Source organism: Novosphingobium sp. GV079, from assembly GCF_003058045.1.
Lineage (GTDB): Bacteria > Pseudomonadota > Alphaproteobacteria > Sphingomonadales > Sphingomonadaceae > Novosphingobium > Novosphingobium capsulatum.
The window spans coordinates 34,024-54,786 of the sequence record NZ_QBUE01000021.1 but is presented as its reverse complement, the minus strand read 5'-3'; the positions used below and the strand labels follow the sequence as shown (position 1 = coordinate 54,786).

The 20,763-nt window shown below is 66.6% G+C and carries 15 protein-coding genes; 7 read left to right on the top strand and 8 right to left on the bottom strand.

Annotation, left to right across the window (positions count from 1 at the left end):
* Positions 1-150: 150 nt before the first annotated feature.
* Both C8K14_RS20045 and C8K14_RS20040 read left to right on the top strand, forming a co-directional pair.
* On the top strand, positions 151-2,061 hold the full coding sequence (locus tag C8K14_RS20045) for a methyl-accepting chemotaxis protein (RefSeq protein WP_107718682.1): 1,911 nt from the start codon (positions 151-153) through the stop codon (positions 2,059-2,061).
* 152 nt (positions 2,062-2,213) lie between these two features.
* The gene (locus C8K14_RS20040; protein WP_107718680.1) at positions 2,214-2,567 is read left to right on the top strand and encodes an energy transducer TonB; all 354 of its coding nucleotides are present in this window, start codon (positions 2,214-2,216) and stop codon (positions 2,565-2,567) included.
* Between the two features lie 58 nt (positions 2,568-2,625).
* Here C8K14_RS20040 and C8K14_RS20035 read toward each other — a convergent pair whose 3' ends face one another.
* A complete protein-coding gene (locus tag C8K14_RS20035; protein ID WP_022677006.1) occupies positions 2,626-3,231 on the bottom strand; it encodes a PAS domain-containing protein in 606 nt (201 codons plus the stop codon).
* A gap of 150 nt (positions 3,232-3,381) precedes the next feature.
* Between C8K14_RS20035 and folE the strand changes: the two genes are divergently transcribed.
* Together folE and C8K14_RS20025 are read left to right on the top strand one after the other, a co-directional pair.
* Entirely contained in the window at positions 3,382-4,068 is a 687-nt protein-coding gene (folE, locus tag C8K14_RS20030) for a GTP cyclohydrolase I FolE (protein WP_233251161.1), read from the top strand.
* Between the two features lie 18 nt (positions 4,069-4,086).
* The gene (locus C8K14_RS20025) at positions 4,087-5,046 is read left to right on the top strand and encodes an NAD(P)/FAD-dependent oxidoreductase (RefSeq protein WP_107718678.1); all 960 of its coding nucleotides are present in this window, start codon (positions 4,087-4,089) and stop codon (positions 5,044-5,046) included.
* A 66-nt stretch (positions 5,047-5,112) separates the two neighbouring features.
* Here the strand turns inward: C8K14_RS20025 and C8K14_RS20020 are convergent, their stop codons facing one another.
* From C8K14_RS20020 to C8K14_RS20010, 3 genes are all read right to left on the bottom strand, one after another.
* Complete coding sequence (locus tag C8K14_RS20020) at positions 5,113-8,532, bottom strand: S41 family peptidase (protein ID WP_199223785.1); 3,420 nt, start codon at positions 8,530-8,532, stop codon at positions 5,113-5,115.
* Between the two features lie 111 nt (positions 8,533-8,643).
* Positions 8,644-10,152, bottom strand: coding sequence for a glycerol kinase GlpK (gene glpK / locus C8K14_RS20015; protein WP_107718674.1), 1,509 nt, complete (start codon positions 10,150-10,152; stop codon positions 8,644-8,646).
* Positions 10,153-10,196: 44 nt separating this feature from the next.
* Entirely contained in the window at positions 10,197-10,985 is a 789-nt protein-coding gene (locus tag C8K14_RS20010; RefSeq protein WP_022678049.1) for an MIP/aquaporin family protein, read from the bottom strand.
* Positions 10,986-11,362: 377 nt separating this feature from the next.
* Here C8K14_RS20010 and glpD point away from each other — a divergent pair, with 377 nt between their 5' ends.
* Positions 11,363-12,889, top strand: coding sequence for a glycerol-3-phosphate dehydrogenase (glpD, locus tag C8K14_RS20005; protein ID WP_107718672.1), 1,527 nt, complete (start codon positions 11,363-11,365; stop codon positions 12,887-12,889).
* 53 nt (positions 12,890-12,942) lie between these two features.
* A complete protein-coding gene (locus C8K14_RS20000; RefSeq protein WP_233251160.1) occupies positions 12,943-13,710 on the top strand; it encodes a DeoR/GlpR family DNA-binding transcription regulator in 768 nt (255 codons plus the stop codon).
* 64 nt (positions 13,711-13,774) lie between these two features.
* Here C8K14_RS20000 and C8K14_RS19995 read toward each other — a convergent pair whose 3' ends face one another.
* The 4 genes from C8K14_RS19995 to manD all read right to left on the bottom strand — a co-directional run bounded on the left by C8K14_RS19995 (position 13,775) and on the right by manD (position 19,897).
* Positions 13,775-15,004, bottom strand: coding sequence for an MFS transporter (locus C8K14_RS19995; RefSeq protein WP_054132036.1), 1,230 nt, complete (start codon positions 15,002-15,004; stop codon positions 13,775-13,777).
* A gap of 17 nt (positions 15,005-15,021) precedes the next feature.
* Positions 15,022-15,954, bottom strand: coding sequence for a sugar kinase (locus C8K14_RS19990; protein WP_107718668.1), 933 nt, complete (start codon positions 15,952-15,954; stop codon positions 15,022-15,024).
* Positions 15,955-15,957: 3 nt separating this feature from the next.
* The gene (locus C8K14_RS19985) at positions 15,958-18,567 is read right to left on the bottom strand and encodes a glycoside hydrolase family 2 TIM barrel-domain containing protein (RefSeq protein WP_233251159.1); all 2,610 of its coding nucleotides are present in this window, start codon (positions 18,565-18,567) and stop codon (positions 15,958-15,960) included.
* A gap of 121 nt (positions 18,568-18,688) precedes the next feature.
* Positions 18,689-19,897 carry a mannonate dehydratase gene (gene manD, locus C8K14_RS19980; protein WP_107718666.1) on the bottom strand — a complete coding sequence of 403 codons (1,209 nt, stop codon included), beginning with the start codon at positions 19,895-19,897 and terminating at the stop codon, positions 18,689-18,691.
* 103 nt (positions 19,898-20,000) lie between these two features.
* On the opposite strand from manD, the gene C8K14_RS19975 reads away from it, so the two are divergent.
* The gene (locus C8K14_RS19975) at positions 20,001-20,753 is read left to right on the top strand and encodes a FadR/GntR family transcriptional regulator (protein ID WP_054132034.1); all 753 of its coding nucleotides are present in this window, start codon (positions 20,001-20,003) and stop codon (positions 20,751-20,753) included.
* The last annotated feature ends 10 nt before the right edge of the window (positions 20,754-20,763 follow it).

Below are 20,763 nucleotides of genomic sequence, written 5' to 3'. Positions count from 1 at the left end.
CTGCCGATCCGTACGCGGCCGGTAAATGGCCCGATGCACAGCATGGTTAACGCCGCGATAGCAACGATCCACAGGGGTATGGTTACCGATCCGTGAAGGCCCCCGCTCTAGTTTTCCGGCGATTGCCGCAAACCGCCGGAGCCAGCCGCCATGCTTCGTTTCAATATCTCTGCCAAGCTGATGTCAGCCTTTGCCGTGCTGCTGGCGGTGATGGCCGCGATCAGCGTCGTGGGCGTCAACCGCATCGGCGAGGTGAACGCGATCGCCACCGAAATGCGCGAGCGCTGGCTGCCGGCCTCGCAATCGCTGGGTGATCTGCACAGCTATCTCTCACAATACCGCATCAAGCAGGCCGAGGTGGTCTATACCCCCGGGCCGCGCTCGGCCAAGCTGGCGCGCAACGCGCAAGTGGTGATCGACAAGACCATTGCCGATTACCGCAGCGAGATCGCCACGCCGCAGCAAAAGGCGCTGCTCGACCAGTTCGAGAAAGGCTGGCGCGATTTCACCGCCGATACCGATCGCCTGATCCCCGTGGCGCAAAGCGATCCTGCCGCCGCCCATGCCGCGCTTAATGCCGAATCGCTTGATCACTATTACGCGCTGGAAGACCTCGTGCTGCAGCTGATCGATCTCAACGCCAAGGGCGCCGGGGCGATTTCGGAACAGAGCGCAACGATCTACACCTCGGCCCAGCGCTTCATGGTGGGGGCCGCCGTCGCCGCGCTGGTCGTGGCGGTGTTCATGCTGGTGGTGCTGATGGCCACGGTGGCGCGGCCGGTCAAAAGGATGAGCGCGGCGGTGGATCGCCTGGCCGCCGGCGATATCACGATCGACGTGCCGGGCCTGGCCCGCGCTGACGAACTGGGCCAGCTTGCCCGCGCGCTCGACGGGTTCAAGGCGCTGTTCGCCCGCGACGTGCAGCGCGCGCGCGAAGAGCAGGCCCGCGCCGAAGAAGCCAACGTCACCATTGGCGCGATCGGCGGCGGCCTTGCTGCCCTGGCGCAGGGAGACCTGACCCACCGCGTGGCGGAAAACGGCCATGGCGCGATGGGCAAGCTGCACATGGATTACAACGCCGCGCTGGGTGAAATGAGCCAGGTACTGGGCCGCATCGTCGCCGGCTGCCGCACGATCAAGCTGGGCATCGACGAAATCGCCGCCGCCTCATCAGACCTCTCGGCCCGATCGGAACAGCAGGCCAATGCCCTGGCGCAGACCGCGCGCACGCTCAACGAATTTACCGGCACGGTAAAGATCACCGCCGACAACGCGCGGCAGACCAGCGGCCGCCTGCGCGTGGCGCGCGATACCGCGGGCCAGGTGGAAACCATTGCCCACGATGCAGTAGGCGCGATGCGATCGATCGAGGACAGCTCGCGCCAGATGGCCGAGATCATTGCCGTGATCGACGGCATCGCGTTCCAGACCAACCTGCTCGCGCTCAACGCCGGGGTAGAGGCCGCGCGCGCCGGGGATGCCGGCAAGGGCTTTGCCGTGGTGGCATCGGAAGTGCGTGCCCTGGCCCAGCGCAGCGCCGACGCGGCCAAAGATATCAAGACCCTGATCACCACGAGTTCACAGCAGATCGCCGGCGGCGTGGCCCTGGTCGAAGGCAGTGGCGAAGCGCTGCGCCAGATCGTGGGCGAAGTGAACGCGGTTTCGGGCCTGGTCGAGGAAATTGCCGAAGCGGCCGAAAGGCAGGCCGACGGCATCGGCGAAATCTCGCGCATGGTGTCAGACATGGATTCGTTCACGCAGCGCAACGCGGCGATGGTGGAAGAAAGCACCGCCAGCACGCGCACCCTGTCGAGCGAGACCGACAGCCTGATGGAACAGCTGGGCCGCTTTCGCCTGGCAGGTGGCGATGCCACGCCTGTGGCCGCGCCGCGCGTGATGCCTATGCAGCCGGCCGAACCAGCGCCAGTTGTCGTGCGCCCGGCCTCACTCGCTCTCGCGACGCTGCCATCGGAAGAACCGGCCGCCCCGCCCGCGCGTCCGGCTCCCGGCCGGGCGGCGGCCGCAGGCAATCTGGCGGTGGATGACTGGAGCGAGTTCTGAAGCGCAGCCTGCGTAATTGTCCGCAGGGGCGGCGCATGGCGATGCTAACCCCGCGCCGGGGATAACGGCAGCGTTGCAGAGGCGAGGCGAATCCTTGCGGCTGCAACGCCCCTTGTTTCGTCACCCCTGTTCGACAACGAAGGACACCCCCGATGCATCATTCCCGTGTGCGCGCCGCGGCCCTTGCCGTTGCCTGTTTCGCTGCCGGCCTGGCCGGCGCCGCCCATGCGCAAAGCGCTGACTGGTATCGCCAGGTCACCCGCATCATCGCCTCCAAGCAGACCTATCCGCCGACGGCGCAGATGCGCGGCGAGGAAGGCACCGCCAAGGTCAAGGTCTATATCAGCGCGGTGGGCGCGATCGACAAAACCGAATTGGTCGGCGGCTCTGGCTCGGCCACGCTCGATCGCGAGGCGCTGGCCCTGCCGCGCCGCGCCGGCAACCTGCCGGCCCCTCCCGGCGGGCCGACCACGCTGACCGTGCCGATCACCTGGCGGCTGATGTAAAGCTGAACGAGAGGCTTGCCCTTAAGGGCGAGCCTCTCGTCAACACCAGCAATCAGGATCAGAGCCCGGCTTCTACCGCCACGCGGATGGCATCGGCACTGGTACGCACACCCAGGGTGCGGATCACGGACGAGCGGTGCATCTTCACCGTGCGTTCCGACAGGCCGAGTTCGTAGGCGATCTGCTTGTTGAGCTTGCCGGCAGCCATGTGCACCAAGATTTCGCGCTGGCGCGGCGAGAGCAGCGCCACGGCATCGCGCGCCGCCTGGGCGCGGGCAGCGCCAGCCGTATTGCCGGCCTCAAGATCGGCAGCCTTGCTGACATCCACTTGAGAACCAAGGAAATATTCCAGTTCCCCCTGGGCGTCAAAGATCGGCGCGACCATCACGGCATTGCGGAACGGCGTGCCGTCCTTCTTGTAGTTGATGATCTCGACCAAGACCGGCCGGCCTTCGCGGATGCCGGCGCGCAGCTCTGCCGTCAGGTCAGGCTCGGTGCCTGGCCCGCGCAGAAAGCGGCAGTTGCGACCGATGATCTCGTCCCGCTCATAGCCGGTCAGTGCTTCGAACGCGGCATTGCATTCCACGATCGGGTTATCAGGCAAGCGGGGGTTGCTGATGACCGCAGCGACCGGGCTTGCCGTTATCATCTCGGATATCAGCATGTTTCCTCATGTGGCACGGCGCGCGCTTCGCTCCAGTGTCCTTTCGGCCATGTTGTAGCGGCCCGCTGCCAACTGCAAGTCCGAAGTGCATGCCCGGTCTTGCTCTGATGCGCATCTGCGCGCAGCCTCCCCGGGCCGGAGAATTCCGCCATGAACCTGATGACTCTCGATTTCGCCTCCGCGCAAGACAGCCACGACGGTTGCGATGACGCCAGCCACAACCACGCTGGCCACGACAGCAGCGCACACCATCACGCCCCGGCGGCCAAGCCGGCCGTGCCCGAAGAGGTGCAGGAAGCGATCCGCACGCTGCTGCGCTTTGCCGGCGAAGATCCCAGCCGCGAAGGCCTGATCGATACGCCGGCGCGCGTTGGCCGCGCCTGGCTGGAATATTGCCAGGGCTATCGCGAAGATCCCAGCGTGCACCTGACCCGCACGTTCGAGGAAGTGGGCGGCTATGACGAGATCGTGCTGCTGCGCGACATCCCGTTCCAGTCGCACTGCGAACACCACATGGCGCCGATCACCGGCAAGGCCTCGATCGCCTACCTGCCCAACAACCGCGTGGTCGGCATTTCCAAGCTGGCCCGCGTGCTCCACGGCTATGCCCGCCGCCTTCAGGTGCAGGAGCGCCTGACCGCCGAAGTGGCGCAGTGCATCTGGGACCATTTGCAGCCCCAGGGCGTGGCCGTGGTGATCGAGGCGCAGCATGGTTGCATGACCGGGCGCGGCGTGTGCACGCCGGGCGTGGGCATGGTCACCAGCCGCATGCTCGGCTGCTTCCTGCAAGACGCCAGCTCGCGCCGCGAGGTGATGTCGCTGATGGGCCGCGGCTGACGCGGACGGGAGGGGACATTGCATTTCGGGATCATCGGGGCGGGGCTTGCTGGCCTGACCTGCGCTGACCGGCTGGTGGGGGCCGGCCACGTGGTCAGCGCGTTTGACAAAGGGCGCGGGCCGGGCGGGCGCATGTCCACCCGGCGGATCGATACGCCGCTGGGCCAGGCGCGGTTCGATCATGGCGCGCAGTTCTGCGCCGCCACCACGCCCGGCTTTGCCCGGCAGGTGGCCGAATGGGCAGAGCGCGGCGTGGCCGCGCACTGGCCTGATGCAGGCCCCGATGCCTATGTCGGCGTGCCGGGGATGAATGCCCTGGTCGCCGATCTGGCACAGCGCCACGACGTGACATTCGAATGCCTGGTCAAGGGCCTGGTCCATGATGGCCGGCACTGGTGGCTGGTGCTCGAAGGCGAACGGCGCGGCCCGTTCGATGCGGTGGTCGTGGCCACGCCGGCCGAACAGGCCGCGCCGCTGCTCTCGCTCCATGCCTTTCCCATGGCCCGCGCCGCCGCCGGCAGCGCATCCCAGGCCTGCTGGACGGCGATGATGGCCTGGGCCGAACCCTTGCCGCTGGACTGGACAGTGTGGCGTGGCGATGGCCCGCTCGCCTGGGTGGCGCGCAATTCGGCCAAGCCGGGTCGGTCTGGCCCGGCCCAGGGCGCACCCGATTGCTGGGTGATCCAGGCCAGCGCGGATTGGTCGCGCCAGAATCTCGAACAAACGCCGGAAGAGGTTATCGGCCAGATCGCTGCTACCTTTGCCGATCTGGCCGGGATTGCCCTGCCCGAACCGCTGGTGGCGCGCGCCCATCGCTGGCGCTTTGCCCGGCCGGTGGGCGCGGGCAGCACCGCGCTGTGGGACGATATGCTGCGCCTGGGCGCCTGCGGCGATTGGCTGACCGAACCGACCGTGCAGGGCGCTTGGCTTTCGGGCGATGCGCTGGCGGGTCGCATCCTCGCCCGCAAAGCAGCCTGAACCGGCGCAAAAAAGGGGGGCGAGCCAGGCCCGCCCCCCTCTTGCCTTGCTAACATTGCCCCCCGCTTACTGCGGCAGCACCGGATGCTTGACGATCGGCGCCGGCTTGGGGAACTGCTGCGGCGGATTGGCCTTGAGCAAGGCCATCGCCTCGGCCACGGCGCGTTCCAGCTGCGGATCATGACCCTGCCGGATCAGCGCCGGGTCCTGCTCCACCTCGATATCGGGCGGAATGCCGATCCCTTCCACTTCCCACCGGCCGGTGGTGCCATAGATCGCCCAGCGCGGCGCGGTGACACTGCCCCCGTCGATCAGCTGGGGATAGCCACCGATGCCGACCAGCCCGCCCCAGGTGCGCTTGCCCACCAATGGGCCGACGCCTTCCTTGTGGAACAGCCAGGGCAAGGCATCGCCGCCCGAGCCTGACATTTCGTTGATAATCATCACCTTGGGGCCAAAGATCGCCGCGGCCGGCTCGATCTGGTCAGCCCCTTCGCGGGTGTGGTTGATCATCTGCGGGGTGCGCTTCAACTGATCGACGATATAGTCGGCGATCTGGCCGCCATGGTTGAAGCGCTCGTCGATCACCGCGCCCTGCTTGCCGACCTGGGCATAATAATAGCGGTTGAAGTTGGCAAAGCCGCCAGCGGCCGTATCGGGCACATAGACATAGGCCAGCTTGCCGCCCGAGAGGCGATCGACCGTGCGGCGGTTGCCTTCCATCCAGCTGCGCAGGCGCAACGCGCCTTCATTGCCGATCGGCACCACGGTAACCTGGCGCGATCCCGCGCCCGCCGCCGTGCTCGCCACGGTCAGCACGGTCTGCTTGCCGGCTGTGCCATCCAGCGCGCGATCGATCTCGGTCTGGGTATCGACCGGGCGACCGTTGACCGCCAGGATGAACTCCCCGGCGTGGACGTCCACGCCCGGCTGGCTGAGCGGGGCGACCAGCTTGGGGTTCCAGTTCTCGCCCGGCAGCACGCGGGCAATGCGCCAGCGCCCATCGACCGCCTCGTAATCGGCGCCGAGCAGGCCGCCGCGCGCGGTTTGCTGTTCGGGCAGATCACCGCCGTTGATGAAAGTGTGGCCAACCGAGATGTGCCCGGTCATTTCCTCCAGCAGCACGTTGAGATCCTGCCGCGCGGCAAGGCCGGGCAGGAAGCGGGCATAGAGCGCCTCGGCCCGCGCCAGATCGAGGCCGTGGTGGTTGGGATCGTAGAGGAAGTCGCGCTCGATCCGCCAGACCTCGTGATAGATCTGCTTCCATTCCGCCTGGGGATCGACCCACACGCGCACGTCGTCGAACTTGATCGGCTTGGCGCTTTCGCCGTCCTTCACTTCCTTGTCGGCATCGGCCACCAGCCAGGTGCCGCCACGCTGCAGCAGCATCTTGCTGCCGTCTGCCGAAAGGGAGAAGGTATTGGCAACAACACCCTGCGCCAGTTCCTTGTTCTTGCGCTCCTTGAGGTCGAAACGGAACAGCGTGCGCGGCGGGCCGGCCTCGTCGCCTTCCAGGTAATCGGCATCGGTCGCGGCGGGCGGGATGGTCAGGGTATAGACCACGCCATCCTTGCCGGCCTGCAGTTCCACAATATTGGCGCGCGGGATCGGCAGCGCCAGGATGCGCTGATCGAGTCCCTCGAAATCGATCCGCACCGGGGCGGGCGGGGTTGGCTTGCCCCCCTTCCCGTCCCTGCCACCGTCCTTGCCGCCATCCTTGTCCTCGTCCTTGGCATCGGCCGGCTTGTCGTCACTGGCGCCAGCGTCGGTCTTCTTGGTCTTGGCCTTGCCCGGCTTGTCACGGCCCGGCAGGGTATCGGCGGCGCTTTCCTCGTCGCTTTCCGGCGCGATCGGCGATGCGCTGTCCTTGCGCAGCACCATGACATAGGCCGCGCCATCGATCGCGCGCCCCATGCTCGACATGTCGAGCCAGCCGGCCGCCGGACCCGTGGCGGTGGTCGCGGCGAAGTAGAGGTACTTGCCGCCATGATCGAACCGGGGCGAGATCACGTCGCTCAACCCGTCGGTCACCTGGGTGTTCTTGCCGGTGGCCAGCGAATGCACCCAGGCGGCATGGAAATGGCTGGGCAGCTGGCGGGTATAGACGATCCACTGGCTGTCGGCCGACCACGCCGCGTCAAAGTTGCTGCCGGGCGCATCGAACAGGTTGGTATCGATCTTGACCGGCGCTGCGGCCGCGCCGGCGGCAAGGTCGATCAGCCACAGGTTCAGCCGCTTGTCCTCGAACACGATCTTCTTGCTGTCGGGCGACCAGCGCGGGTTGTAGAAGAACGAGGGCGGCGTCCCCAGCGCGATCTTGCGCACCGTGCCCAGGCCATCAGCCGCGCCGATGTGCAGCGCATATTCGCCGGATTCATCGGAAAACCACGCAATCTTGGTGCCATCGGGCGATGGCGCGGGATCGCGATCGGCCACGCCGGGCGAACGCGTAATGTTGCGCACGTCGCCCTTTTCGGCCGGGGCAGAGAGCACCTCGCCGCGCACTTCCATGATCACGCGCTTGCCGGTTTCGCTCAACAGCGCATGGCTGACGCTGTCGGCCTTGATCTCTTCGAAATGGGCGCGGCGCTGCGGCAGATCGGCATCGATGGTGACCGGCACCGGACTGACCGTGCCGCTGGCGATGTCATAGATTTCCAGCTTGCCGAAATGATCGATCACCACCCCGCCGGGGCCAGCGCCGATCGCGGCCATGTCGAACCCGGCGGAATTGTCGATCAGCCGCGCGACCGCGCCGCTGGCCGGATCATAGCTGTAGAGCGTGACCGGGCCATCGCGGTCGGACAGGAAATAAACCTTGTCCCCGATCCACAGCGGGTTGCGATCGTTGCTGTTGGGGCGCGGGATCGGCGTGACGGCCGAATCCGCCAGGCGCGCCACCCAGATGCGCGCGGTCTGCCCGCCGCGATACTGCTTCCACGCCGGCTGCCACTGCTCGATCGGGGAATAGGCGATGCGCGTGCCATCGGGCGAAAACGCGCCTTCCTCGCCCGAGGGCAAGGGCACCGGCGCGGGCGCGCCGCCACTGGCCGGCACCAGGTACATCTGGTGCGCATCGCGCACGGCCATGCGCGGCGAGCGGAACAGCACCTGCTTGCCATCGGCCGACCAGCCCAGCGCCACGTCGGCACCAGGATGCCAGGTCAACCGGCGCGGCTCGCCGCCTTGCGCGGGCACAACATAGACATCGGTATTGCCATCATAGCGGCCGGTGAACGCGATCTGGCTGCCATCGGGAGAGAACACCGGACCCGACAAGGCGCCTTGCCCGGTGACCAGCCGCGTCGCCCGGCCACCGCTGCGCGGCACCACCCAGATTTCGCCGCCATAGACAAACGCGATCTGCGTGGCCGAGAGCGTCGGTTGTTGCAGCAGCAGCGGATCGGCGGCGGCCTGCGCGGCCGGTACGACAAGAGTGGTCGACGCCAGCAGCGCCGATGCCAGCAGGATAAGCTTGCCTCGCATGGTTCCCCCACGGGCCGGAAAGCGGCCGGTGGGCAGGCTAGCGCAGGCAAACATTCCTCACAATTGGCGAAACACGGCACAACGCATGGTTGATGCCGAATTAGGCCATCCTCATGCAGCGTCCGGCGCAGGATGCGTCAAGGTGCGGCGCAGGGCGTCGCGCCAGCCGGCGATCAGCGGCGCGCGGCGCTCCGCCGGCATGGCCGGTTGCTGCACATCGCGACCACGCCAGGTGCGCGACAGATCGTCCAGCCCGCTCCACACGCCGGTGGCGAGGCCAGCGTGGAACGCAGCACCCAGCGCGGTCGTTTCGAGGTTTTCCGGACGCTCCACCGGCACCTGCAGCATGTCGGCCAGGAACTGGCACAGCCAGTCGTTGGCCGTCATGCCGCCATCCACGCGCATCGCCGCCGGCGCGGCGCCGCTATCGCGCGCCATCGCCTCGAGCAGATCCCACGATTGATAGGCCACCGCCTCCAGCGCGGCGCGCGCCAGATGCGCGGGCGTGGCGCCAAGCGTCAGGCCATAGATCGCGCCGCGCGCGTCCGGGTCCCAGTGCGGCGCGCCCAGGCCGACGAAGGCCGGCACCATATAGACCCCGTGGCTATCGGGCACCTGCGTGGCCATGTCGTTGGTTTCACGCGCGTGGGTGATGATGCCCAGCCCGTCGCGCAGCCACTTGATCGCAGCGCCCGCCACAAAGATCGAGCCTTCCAGCGCATAAGTGGTCTTGCCGTTGAGGCGATAGGCCGGCGTGGTGAGCAGGCGGTTGCGCGAAACCGGCGCCGTCTCGCCCGTGTTGAGCAGCATGAAGCAGCCGGTGCCATAGGTGGACTTGGCCATGCCCCGCTCGAAACAGGCCTGGCCAAATAGCGCCGCCTGCTGGTCACCCACCAGGCCCGCAATCGGGATCTGCGCATCGAACAGATCGGGCGCGGTATGGCCAAAGATGCCGCTATTGTCGGTCACCTGCGGCAGGATCGCCATCGGCACGCGCAGCAACTGGCACAGTTCCTCGTCCCACTGCTGGCGATGGATATCGAACAGCAGCGTGCGCGAGGCGTTGGTGATGTCGGTGGCGTGCACCGCGCCGCCGGTCAGCCGCCACAGCAGGAAGCAGTCTATCGTGCCCATGGCCAGGCGGCCCGCCTCGGCATCGGCGCGCGCGCCGGGCACGTTGTCGAGCAGCCACGCCACTTTGGTGCCCGAGAAATAGGGATCGAGCAGCAGGCCGGTGCGGCTACGCACCATGTCTTCCACGCCCTGGTCCTTGAGCGCCTGGCACGCGGCGGCGGTGCGGCGGTCCTGCCAGACAATCGCGTTGTGGATCGGCCGGCCGGTTTCGCGGTTCCAGATGACCACGGTTTCGCGCTGGTTGGTAATGCCGATGCCGGCAATCGCGGCGGCGCCCAGCCCGCTTTGGGCGATCGCCTCGCGCGCGGTTTCCAGCGTATCGCGCCAGATGTCTTCGGGATCGTGCTCCACCCAGCCGGCCTGGGGATAGTGCTGGGCAAATTCGCGCTGGCTGGTGGCGCAGGCCCGCGCCTGCGCATCGAACACGATGCAGCGGGTGGACGTGGTGCCCTGATCGATCGCAAGGATGTGGCGGGGTTGGGTCATGGGTCTTGTCCTGTGTGGCGCCGCAGCCCGGCGCAAGGAATGGGTCAGGCCGAAGCCGGCAGGAACGGGCGGATCGCGGCCTGGTAGAGGCCAGCGCCCACGATCCCGCCCAGGATCGGCGCCGCGATGGGGATCCACCAATAGTTGTCGGGCGACGGGAAGGCCGCCGGGCCCCATCCGGCAAAGAAGCAGAACAGGCGCGGACCAAAGTCACGCGCCGGGTTGAGCGGCCAGGCTTCGAGAAAGCCACCACAGGCGCCGATGCAGGCCACCAGCAAACCGATCGCCAGCGCGCCGGAATTGGCCATGGGCGCCTGGGTATTGGCCTGGTCGGTGATGGCAAAGATGCCCAGCAGCAGGATCGCGGTGAGGATCACCTCGTCCCAGAAGGCATGCATCGGGGTGATGAACTGGCCGGGATGGGTGAAGAACACGCCAGCGGCGCCACCGTCCATGCGCGTCACCCCGTGCAGGGTGTTGTAGTGATCGATCACCGGCTGGAACAGTTGATAGACCAGCGCCGCCCCGACGAACCCGCCCGCGATCTGCGCCACGATATAAAGCGGCGCCTTGCGCGCCTCGAACCCGCGAAACAGCACCAGGGCTAGCGTCACCGCCGGGTTGGCATGGGTGCCGGAAACCGCACCGGTAACATAGATCGCCAGCGTGACCGCCAGGCCCCAGGCGATGCACACCCCCCAATAGGCCGTGGCATAGGGGCTGGGATCATAGAGCGTGATCATCGCCGCCGCCGAATCGCCCAGCGTGATGATGATCATCACCGCGATGAATTCGGACAACAATTCTCCGATCAAGCGTTTGCGCGGGCTCATGGCTATCCTCTGTGCGGGGGTGACCGGGCGGTTGTTGGCTTTGCCCGTCGTTACCGATCCAGGGTGGTACCGGCTTTGGCGGGCACGTCAATGGGAAAGTTCGCTTTCGCGCTTGCAGCAGGGCAGCGCGAGAATCCTGCTTTATCACGCACTGTGGAGCGCCCCGTGAAACTCTATATTATTTCATGTTTTGCAGTTATTTATATAAATACCAACTAGCCACACCCGATCCTTAGGCGCAGCCACCGCAGCGCGAAATGGCGCGATTTGCTTGCGAAATAGCGCGAAGTTACGCGAAACCTCTCGCTTCCGAATGCGTAGTGCAGTAAACGCAGACGCTCGAAGGCCTGCGCAACGCAGGCGACAAAGGCACAACAATGACGCACGACCCGTCCCTTTCGACCTATGACCTGCTGATCGTTGGCGGCGGCATCAACGGCGCCGGCATTGCGCGTGACGCCGCCGGGCGCGGCCTTTCGGTGCTGCTGGTGGAGCAGGACGACCTGGCGGCGCACACCTCTTCGGCCAGCACCAAGCTGGTGCATGGCGGGCTGCGCTATCTCGAATATGGCGAGTTCCGCCTGGTGCGCGAAGCGTTGATGGAGCGCGAGCGGCTGTGGGCCATGGCGCCGCACATCATCTGGCCGCTGTCGTTCGTGCTGCCCCAGCGCGGCGCGGTGCGCCCGGCCTGGATGGTGCGGCTGGGGCTGTGGCTCTATGATCACCTGGGCGGCCGCAAGCGCCTGCCGGCAACCCGCTCGGCCGATCTGGCGCGCGATCATCTCGGCAACGGGCTGACCGATGCGGTCAAGGGCCGCGCCTTCGTCTATTCCGACTGCTGGGTGGAAGACAGCCGGCTGGTGGTGCTCAACGCCATGGATGCCAGCGCCCGCGGCGCCACCGTGCTGACCCGCACCCGCCTGCTGGCCGCCCATCGCGACGGCAGTCACTGGCTGGCGACGATCCGGGATGCCGATGGGCAGGAACACCGCGTGCAGGCGCGCGGGCTGGTCAACGCGGCGGGGCCATGGGTGGCCGAAGTGCTGGGCCGCATCGCCGGCGCCCCGCAGGATCGCGCCATGCGCCTGATCCAGGGCAGCCATATCGTGGTGCCCAGGCTCTATGACGGTGATCACGCCTTCCTGCTCCAGAACAGCGACCGGCGCGTGGTCTTCGCAATTCCCTATGAGCAGGATTTCACGCTGATCGGCACGACCGACGAAGTGTGGGACCAGGCGCCGGGCCGCGCCACGATCAGCACGGCCGAACGCGACTATCTGCTCGACGTGGTGCACCGCCACTTCACCCGCCCGACGAACGCCGACGATATCGTCTGGACCTATTCCGGCATCCGCCCGCTTTATGACGACAAGGCCAGCAATGCCTCGGCCGTCACGCGTGACTATGTGCTCGATCTCGATCACCGCGATGGCCAGGCGCCGCTGCTCAGCGTGTTCGGCGGCAAGATCACCACCTATCGCAAGCTGGCCGAGCATGCCCTGGAAAAGCTGGCCCCCGCCTTTCCCCAGGCGCGCGATGCCTGGACGGCGGGCGCGACCCTGCCCGGCGGCGATTTTCCGGCCGATGGCTTTGCCGATCTGGTCGATCGCTTCTGCCAGGAACGCCCCGCGCTGCCGCGCGCCCTGCTCACCCGCTGGGCGCGGGCCTATGGCACGCGGGCACGGCAGATCTTTGCCTCGGCGCAGACCCTGGCTGACCTGGGCGAGGACTTCGGCGGCGGGCTCCATGCCGCCGAGCTGGCCTATCTGGCACAGCACGAATGGGCGATGACGGCCGAGGATGTCGTCGCCCGGCGCAGCAAACTGCTGCTGCGCCTGTCGCCCGACGCCCTGCCCCGGATCGATGCCTGGCTTGCCCAATGGTGGCAAGCGCGCCAAGGGTAGGATCACGCCCGAGCGGGCCGCACGGTGCGGCGCGCTGGCCTGGAGGAGCAGTTTTGGCCGATCTTGCCGCGATCAGGCACCGCAGCCTTGTCGAATACCTGCAGGGCGCGCGCTTTGCCGGGGTGGAGGAACTCGCCCAGGTGCTGGGCGTGACCCAGCAGACCGTGCGCAAGGATCTCGATCTGCTCGCCAGCCGGCGCCTGCTCACCCGCGTGCGCGGCGGGGCAATGCTTGAATCCCGGCTCGACAATATCGGCTATTCCACCCGCCGGGCGATTGCCGCCCATGCCAAGGACGCGATCGGGCAAAAGGCGGCGGAGCTTTTGCCCAACAATTCCTCGCTGTTCCTCAACATCGGCACCACGACAGAGGCGGTGGCGCGCAACCTGCTCGATCACGAGCATCTTCTGGTGGTGACCAACAACCTCAACGTTGCCGATATCCTGGCCCAGAACAGCCGGATCGAGGTGATCGTGGCCGGCGGCCGCCTGCGCGCCAACGATCGCGCGGTGATCGGCAGCCTGACGGTGGATTTCATCAAGGGCTTCAAGGTCGATTACGCGGTGATCGGCACCAGCGCGCTCGATGCCGATGGCGATCTGCTGGATTTCGATATCAACGAGGTGACCGTCAGCCAGACGATCATCGCCCAGGCGCGCAAGGTCATGCTGGTGGCCGACGCAACCAAGTTCGAGCGCCAGGCCCCTGCGCGGATCGGCTCGCTATCGGATATCGACCTGTTCGTGACCGACACGATCGCGGATGATGAGCGCACCCGCCTGGTGCAGCGGCACAACGTGGATATCGTCACCGCGCTTTAGGCGGAATAGGCGACGCCGGCACGGGCGCGATCGTACCAACGTTGCCCAAATAAGCCGCGCGCCTCTATGCCGCTGAAACCGTTGGCTTGGTGGTGAGCAGCACCCACAGCAGCGCCGCGCCGATCATGTCCATGAGCGACAGCGCGACGAACAGCGGGTTGTAGCCAAAGACGTCGGCGCTTTTGCCAATGGCGAGCGTGAACAGCATGCCGCCGATCCACGCGATCGATCCCGCCATGCCGCTTACCGTGCCGACGGTGCGGGAATTGAACAGATCGGCGCACAGCGTGATCAGCGCGCCGTTGAGCATCTGGTGGGCGAAACCACCGACGCAGAACAGCGCAATGGCCAGCCCCGGCGAACCGGCAAGGCCGATGCAGGCCGGGCCGATCATGCACAGCGCGCCCACGGCCATGGTCACCTTGCGCGAGGCCACCACGCCGGCACCACGCCGCATGAGGTAGCCCGGCAGGATGCCCGCGCCCAGCGATCCGAAATCGGCAGCCAGGAAGGGCAGCCAGGCCCACAGCGCAATCGCCTTGAGATCCAGCTTCCATACCGAGACGAGGTAGAGCGGGATGAAGAAGTTGAACGTCTGCCACGCCGGTTCGGCCAGAAAGCGCGGCAGGGCAATCGCCCAGAACGATCGGGATTTGAGGATATCGAACCGCGATGACACCATCTCGGTGGCAACGTCCGCGCCGGGATCATGCAACGGCCGCTCCTCGGGGCGTGGCGACCGATAGGTGAACCACCACAACAGCGCCCACGCCAGGCTGAGCGCCCCGGTAACCAGGAAGGCAGACTGCCAACCCCACCACAGGATGCAGAACGCCACCAAGGCCGGCGCAACCATGCTGCCAACGCTCGTGCCCATTTGAAAGCAGCTGGTGGCAAGCGGGCGCTTTTGCGCCGGAAACCACTCTGAAACCACCTTGGCACCGGCGGGAATGGCCGCCGCTTCGGTGGCGCCGAGGGCTGCGCGAAACACGGCCAGGCTGGGCCAGCCAGTGGCGAAAGCGTGCCCCATATTGGCCAGCGCCCAGCCAAGCGCGAAAATGAAGAACCCCAGCCGTGTGCCAAGCACATCAAGCACGGTGCCGGCCACGGTCTGCATCACAGTATAGCTTGCCTGGAACGCCAGGACCACCCAGCTGTATTGCTCGGTCGTCATGCCGAAGCTGTCTTTCAGCGTCGGCGCCGCCACCGACAGCGTCGAGCGGGCAAGATAGTTCATGATCGTGCCCAGCGTGACCAAGCCGATCATCCACCAGCGCAACTGACCTTTTGCCATGTGTCGATATCCCTGGTTCAGGCGCGGGTTGCCGGGGCCAGCGGCGCGTAGGCCGCCCGGTCCAGCTGCGGAATGGCGCCGGCCTGCTGAACCACGGCGGCGGCCAGGCGATGGCCGGCCAGGCCGCAGTCGCGCGGCGCCAGGCCTTGCAGCCTTGCCGCCAGGTAACCGGCGTTGAAGGCGTCGCCCGCCCCGCTGGTGTCCACTGGCCGCACCACCTGGGGCGGCGGCAGGATCGTGCCATCGGGCAGCCGGCACCCCCGCGCGCCCAGCTTGACGATCACCTCCTGGCACCCCAGACGCTGCCAGTGGCTGGCGCACGCCTCCAGGGTGGTGGGCGAGATATCGTCCTCGTCCTGCAGTGTGGGAAAGCCGATATCGGCCCGCGCGATCGCGGCATCGCGCCAGGACGCCGCTTCGCCGGCACTGGGCCACAGCCGCGGGCGATAGTTGCCGTCAAACGCGACAAGGCCGCCCCGCGCCCTGACTCTTGCTGCCAGGTCGAGCAAGGCGCGGCGCCCCTCGACCGGCAGGATGGCAAGCGAAATTAGCGAAAACACCAGGACGCGGGCCGCTTCGGCCAGGGCAACGGCCGCTGCCATGCCCGGCAGGGCAAACATGTCGCGCGCAGCGCTGGCATCGCGCCAGTAGTGGAACGAACGCTCGCCATCGCCATCGGTGCGGATGGCGTAGAGGCCCACGGCGCGGGTGGGATGGGCCAGCACCAGCGAGACATCGAGCCCTTCGGCCACCCATCCCGTGCGCAGATCCTGGCTGAAGGGATCATTGCCCAGCGCCGTCAGGAAGCCGGTGCGCCATCCGCTGCGTGCCACATGCAACGCGGTATTGAGCGCGTCGCCGCCCTGGCCAAAGCCACGCCCGGCCCCTGCGTCGGCAAGTTCGACCATGGCTTCACCCACGCAGACCACATCGAAGGCAGGTGCCACCATGGTTCAGCGACGCGGCAGGACAGTGATGGCAGAGACGACCGCCTCGCCCTTCACCGGCACGAAATCGATCGTCACCACGCCGTCTGTCGCCGTGACCGGAAACGAGCGCGTCACTTCGCCCAGCGGCCCACCTGCGGCGCCGGCAATGTCAAAACCCTTGAGCACGGTTTCGCCATTGGCCGCGACGTCAAAGATGCGGCTGCCCGGTTGTTCGGCAGGCTCGACAAAGGTCAGCGACACGGTGAACGCGCCGGGGCCGGTGGGAATGCGATAGCTGAACGCTCCGGCGCGGAACGTTGCGGCCAGATCGCGGTTGCGCGTGCCGGCAATCTCGGGGCGGACGGGCGCGCGGCCACGGGCGAAGACATCCACCGACCGCGCCGTTCCGCCGCTGAAGAACGCATCCGATCCGAACACGGCATCGGGCGCATGCGCCGCGACCAGGGCGCCGGCGTCGATCCGGAATGCACCGGCCTGGGCGCTGGCCAGTTGCCATTCGATCCGATCCGCCACCGCGCCCGTCGCGAATTGCCCTGTCGCCGTCAGAACATTGGCGCCCGCGGCGAGCGCCACGCCTGACCAGACACAGACCCGGTTCGGGCAATCGGTCTTGCCCCCCAGGCTGCGCCCGTTAAGCGCCAGTTCGGTGCGCGGTGCATTGCTATAGACCCGCACGTCGGTGACCGGGTAGGCGCGCTGGGTGTAGCGACGCCCGGTGATATGCACGGTGGGCGCGACAGACCAGTTGGCCCGATAATAATAGAACGCGTCCTTGCGGATCGTGCCATCGTAGGTGACCAGGCCCTTGGTGTTGACGTCGACCGAGTCCCCCTCGCGCCGGACGGTCGAGCCGAAATCGAACGCGTTCCACAGCCACGTCCCAAACAGCCATGGCCGATCGCGCAGCAAGGGCCAGGTCTGCTCGTGGACCCAGGCCTGATACCCTTCCGGTTGGCGCGGCCCGGCTATGTCGGCCGGGCCACCGGCGGGGTCATCGGTCTGGTAGGTCAGCGCGCCGCCGGCGCCATATTCGGAAAGGGCGAGCGGCTGATGGGGATACTTGGCGCGAAGGCCATCAAGATAGGGGCCGATCCCTGCGGGCTTGCCATAATACCAGCCGTAATACCGGTTTACCGCCGTGGCTTGCGTCAAACCGACGATATCGGGGGCAGCCGGATCACCCTGGCAGCACGCCGCCATGACCGTCGGTCGCGAAGGATCGTCCTGCCGTGCCTGCTGGTCGAGCAGACGGACCAGCGCCTTGGGATCGGCAATCGCTGCGGGTGGCTTGCCCAGGAAATCGGGACGATTGGGCCCGAAATCAACCTCGTTGGCCACGCCCCAGAACGCCACTGCGGGATGATTGAAATTCTGGCGGATCAATTCGGCAAGCTGCTGCTGCGCATTGCCCACCAGTGCCGTGGTGGGATTGATCGCCTCGCCCTGGGTCCATTGCGTGACCAGCGGAATCTCGTCCCACAGCACCAGGCCATAGCGGTCCGCCAGCGTATGGATCGTCTCGCCGTGCTGGTAATGGGTAAGCCGTATGGTGTTGGCCCCCATGTCGCGGATGGTGGCGAACGTCCTAGCGATATCCGCCTCGGTCATCGCCCAGTCAGACGTTTCGGTATCCTGGTGCAACCCCACGCCGTGCAGGGCCAGCACCTTGCCGTTGAGCAGGAAACCGCGTTGCGGATCGATGCTGACCTGGCGGATCCCGAAAGGTTGCGCGACCGTGTCGACCACGCGGCCGCGTCCATCGACGACGTCGACGATCAACCGATAGAGGTAGGGATCGGCGGTGCCCTGCCACAGATGCGGCCTGGCCACCGCCAGGTCCTGCTGCTGTTCCGATACCTGGGCCATCGGCAGGCGAAAGACCGCGCGGGCCTGGGCCGCAACGCGCCCCTGGGCATCGACCAGGCGCGCCACCACGGCGCCGTTGGCCACGCGCCCGGTGTCGTTGGCCAGGCGGGTACGGACACGGACCTGCGCCGCGCCGGCGGAAATGCTGGTCGTCGTGGCATAAACACCCGGCCCGCCGTGGTCGAGCAGGTCGATATGCAGCGGATTGGTAACGATCAGGCGCACCGGCCGATAGAGCCCGCCGCGCACGAAGAAATCGCCGCTCAAGGGCAAAACGTCGGCCGTGGCACTGCCGGCGACCGGAGCGCTGTTGTCCACGCGTACGGCAACGATATTGCTGGCGCCCGGGCGCAGGGCCGACGTGGCATCAAAGCGAAAACGGCTGAACCCACCGGCGTGGGAGCCGAGCCTGACGCCGTTCACCCAGACTTCGGCAATGCGGCTTGCGGCATCGAACTCCAGCCACACCTTCTCGCCGCTGGCCCGTGCGGGCGAGGGAAAACGAAGGCGATACCAGCCCACGCCCTGATACTTGGCGACCGTGCCCGCCGTGTTGGGCCCCACCCCGACCCGGGGCTCGTAATAGCCGATCCGGTTCCAGGTATGCGGCACCCGCACGGGCTGCCACGCGGCATCGTCAAACGCCGGTTGCGCCGCGCCGGCCGGGTCACCCTGGATAAAGCGCCAACCATCGGCAAGGACAACGGCGGTGCGCGCCTCAGCGCCAGCCTGCTTTGCCGCGGCCACAGCACCCCCGTCCCTGGCCTGCGCCGTCACCGCAAGCAACGCGCCAATTGCCAGTCCTGCAAGCCAGTTTGCCTTCACGGTAGACCCTCTCGTTCGTTGTTATCGGCGGTGCTTCAGGCCGTCACCAGTTCCACATCGTGCCGTCTTCGAGGCGGGCGACCGGAAGATAGGCGGGCTTGTAGGGATACTTGGCCGCCAGCTTTTCATCGATATCGACGCCGTGCCCCGGGGTTTCGCCGCAGAACAATTCGCCGTGTTCGAAGTGGTAGTCATGCGGGAAGACCGCGTCGGTCTCGGGCGTGTGTCGCATGTATTCCTGGATGCCGAAGTTGGGCACCCAGGTATCGAAGTGCAGCGCGCAGCCCATCGTCACCGGCGACAGGTCGGTGGCGCCATGGCAGCCGGTGCGTACCTGGTAGAGGCTGGCAAGATCGGCAATGCGGCGCAGGTGGGTAAGGCCGCCGGCGCCGACCACGGTCGCGCGGATGTAATCGATCAACTGGTTCTGGATCAGGTCCTTCGCGTCCCAGATCGTGTTGAAGATTTCACCCACGGCAAGCGGCGTCACCGTATGCTGGCGCACCAGCTTGAACGCCTCCTGGTTTTCCGCAGGCGTGCAATCCTCCAGCCAGAACAGCTGATAGGGCTCGAGCATCTTGCCAAGGTTGGCCGCCTCCTGCGGTGTGTAGCGGTGGTGGCCATCGTGCAGCAGGTGGTGGTCAAAGCCGTAGGTCTTGCGCAGTTCCTCGAACAGCTTGGGCACATAGTTCAGCGCCTTGCGCGTATCCCACCCGGTCACCGAGGGCAGCGCGGCATCGGCCGGCTCGTAATAGAGCTTGCCCCGGCCCACGCCATAGGCATCCTTGATGCCGGGAACCCCGGTCTGGGCGCGGATCGCCTTGTAGCCCAGGTCGATATAGTGGCCGACCGCCTCGACCGTTTCGGCAATGTCGCTGCCATTGGCATGACCATAAACCATGATCCCATCGCGGCTGCGCCCGCCGAGCAATTGGTAAACCGGCATGCCGGCCATCTTGCCCTTGATATCCCACAGCGCCATGTCGACCGCCGCAATCGCGCGCATCGCCACCGGGCCGCGCCGCCAATAGGCGCCACGGTAAAGATACTGCCAGATATCTTCGATGCGGCGCGGGTCCATGCCGATCAGGCAGGGAATGACGTGCTCTTCCAGATAGGCCACCACCGAAAGCTCGCGCCCGTTGAGCGTGCCATCACCGATGCCATAGACGCCCTGGTCGGTTTCGATCCTGAGCGTCACGAAGTTGCGCCCCGGGCAGGTGACGATGACGCGCGCACCGGTGATCTTCATGTTCGTTGGGCCTCACAAAGCGATTCAATTGTGGTAAGACCGATTGATCGACCGATTTCGGTCTGTCAAGTTTTGAAAATTGGCATTACCAAAAAGAGGCGTCATGACGAACGGCAAAACCAGCGAGCGACTGTACCAGGACGTGGCCCGATCGCTGGTCGAGGAACTGGCCGCGGGGCGCTTTCCGGTAGGCACCCGGCTTCCGGCAGAGCGCGAACTGGCGCTGCGCTTCGACGTAAGCCGGCCCACCGTGCGCGAGGCAATGATCGCGCTGGAAGTGCAGGGCTTCGTGGAAGTCAGGCTGGGTTCGGGGGCCTATGTCCTGCGCCTGCCCAACGAGGGCGATCGCCCGGGTTTCGATGTCTCGGCGTTCGAGCTGACCGAGGCGCGCCTGTTGTTCGAAGGCGAAGCGGCCGCGCTCGCCGCCACCCAGATCACCGATGAAGAGCTGACCGAGGTTGCGCGCCTGGTCGATGATATTGCGCAGGAAAACAACGATCCCGCCGGAACGGAACGCGCCGATCGCGAATTCCACCTGGCCATCGCCCGCGCGACCCGCAACTCGGCCATCTACAATGCGATCGAGCAACTGTGGGACTTGCGCCAGACCTCGCCCGAAGCCGCCCTGCTGCACAGCAAGGCACGCACCGCCAATGTAAAGCCCGTGGTGGAAGAGCATTGCGCGGTGCTCGATGCCTTGCGCAGCCGCGATGCCAACGCGGCCCGCGCCGCCATGCGTGCCCACCTCGCCGCCGTGCTCGACGGCCTGCTATTTGCCACCGAGGAGCAAGCCCTTGCCCAGGCACGCCGCGCCACGCAGGCCAAGCGGGAGCGGTACACGCGGGCAACGGCATAAACTGCTCTAC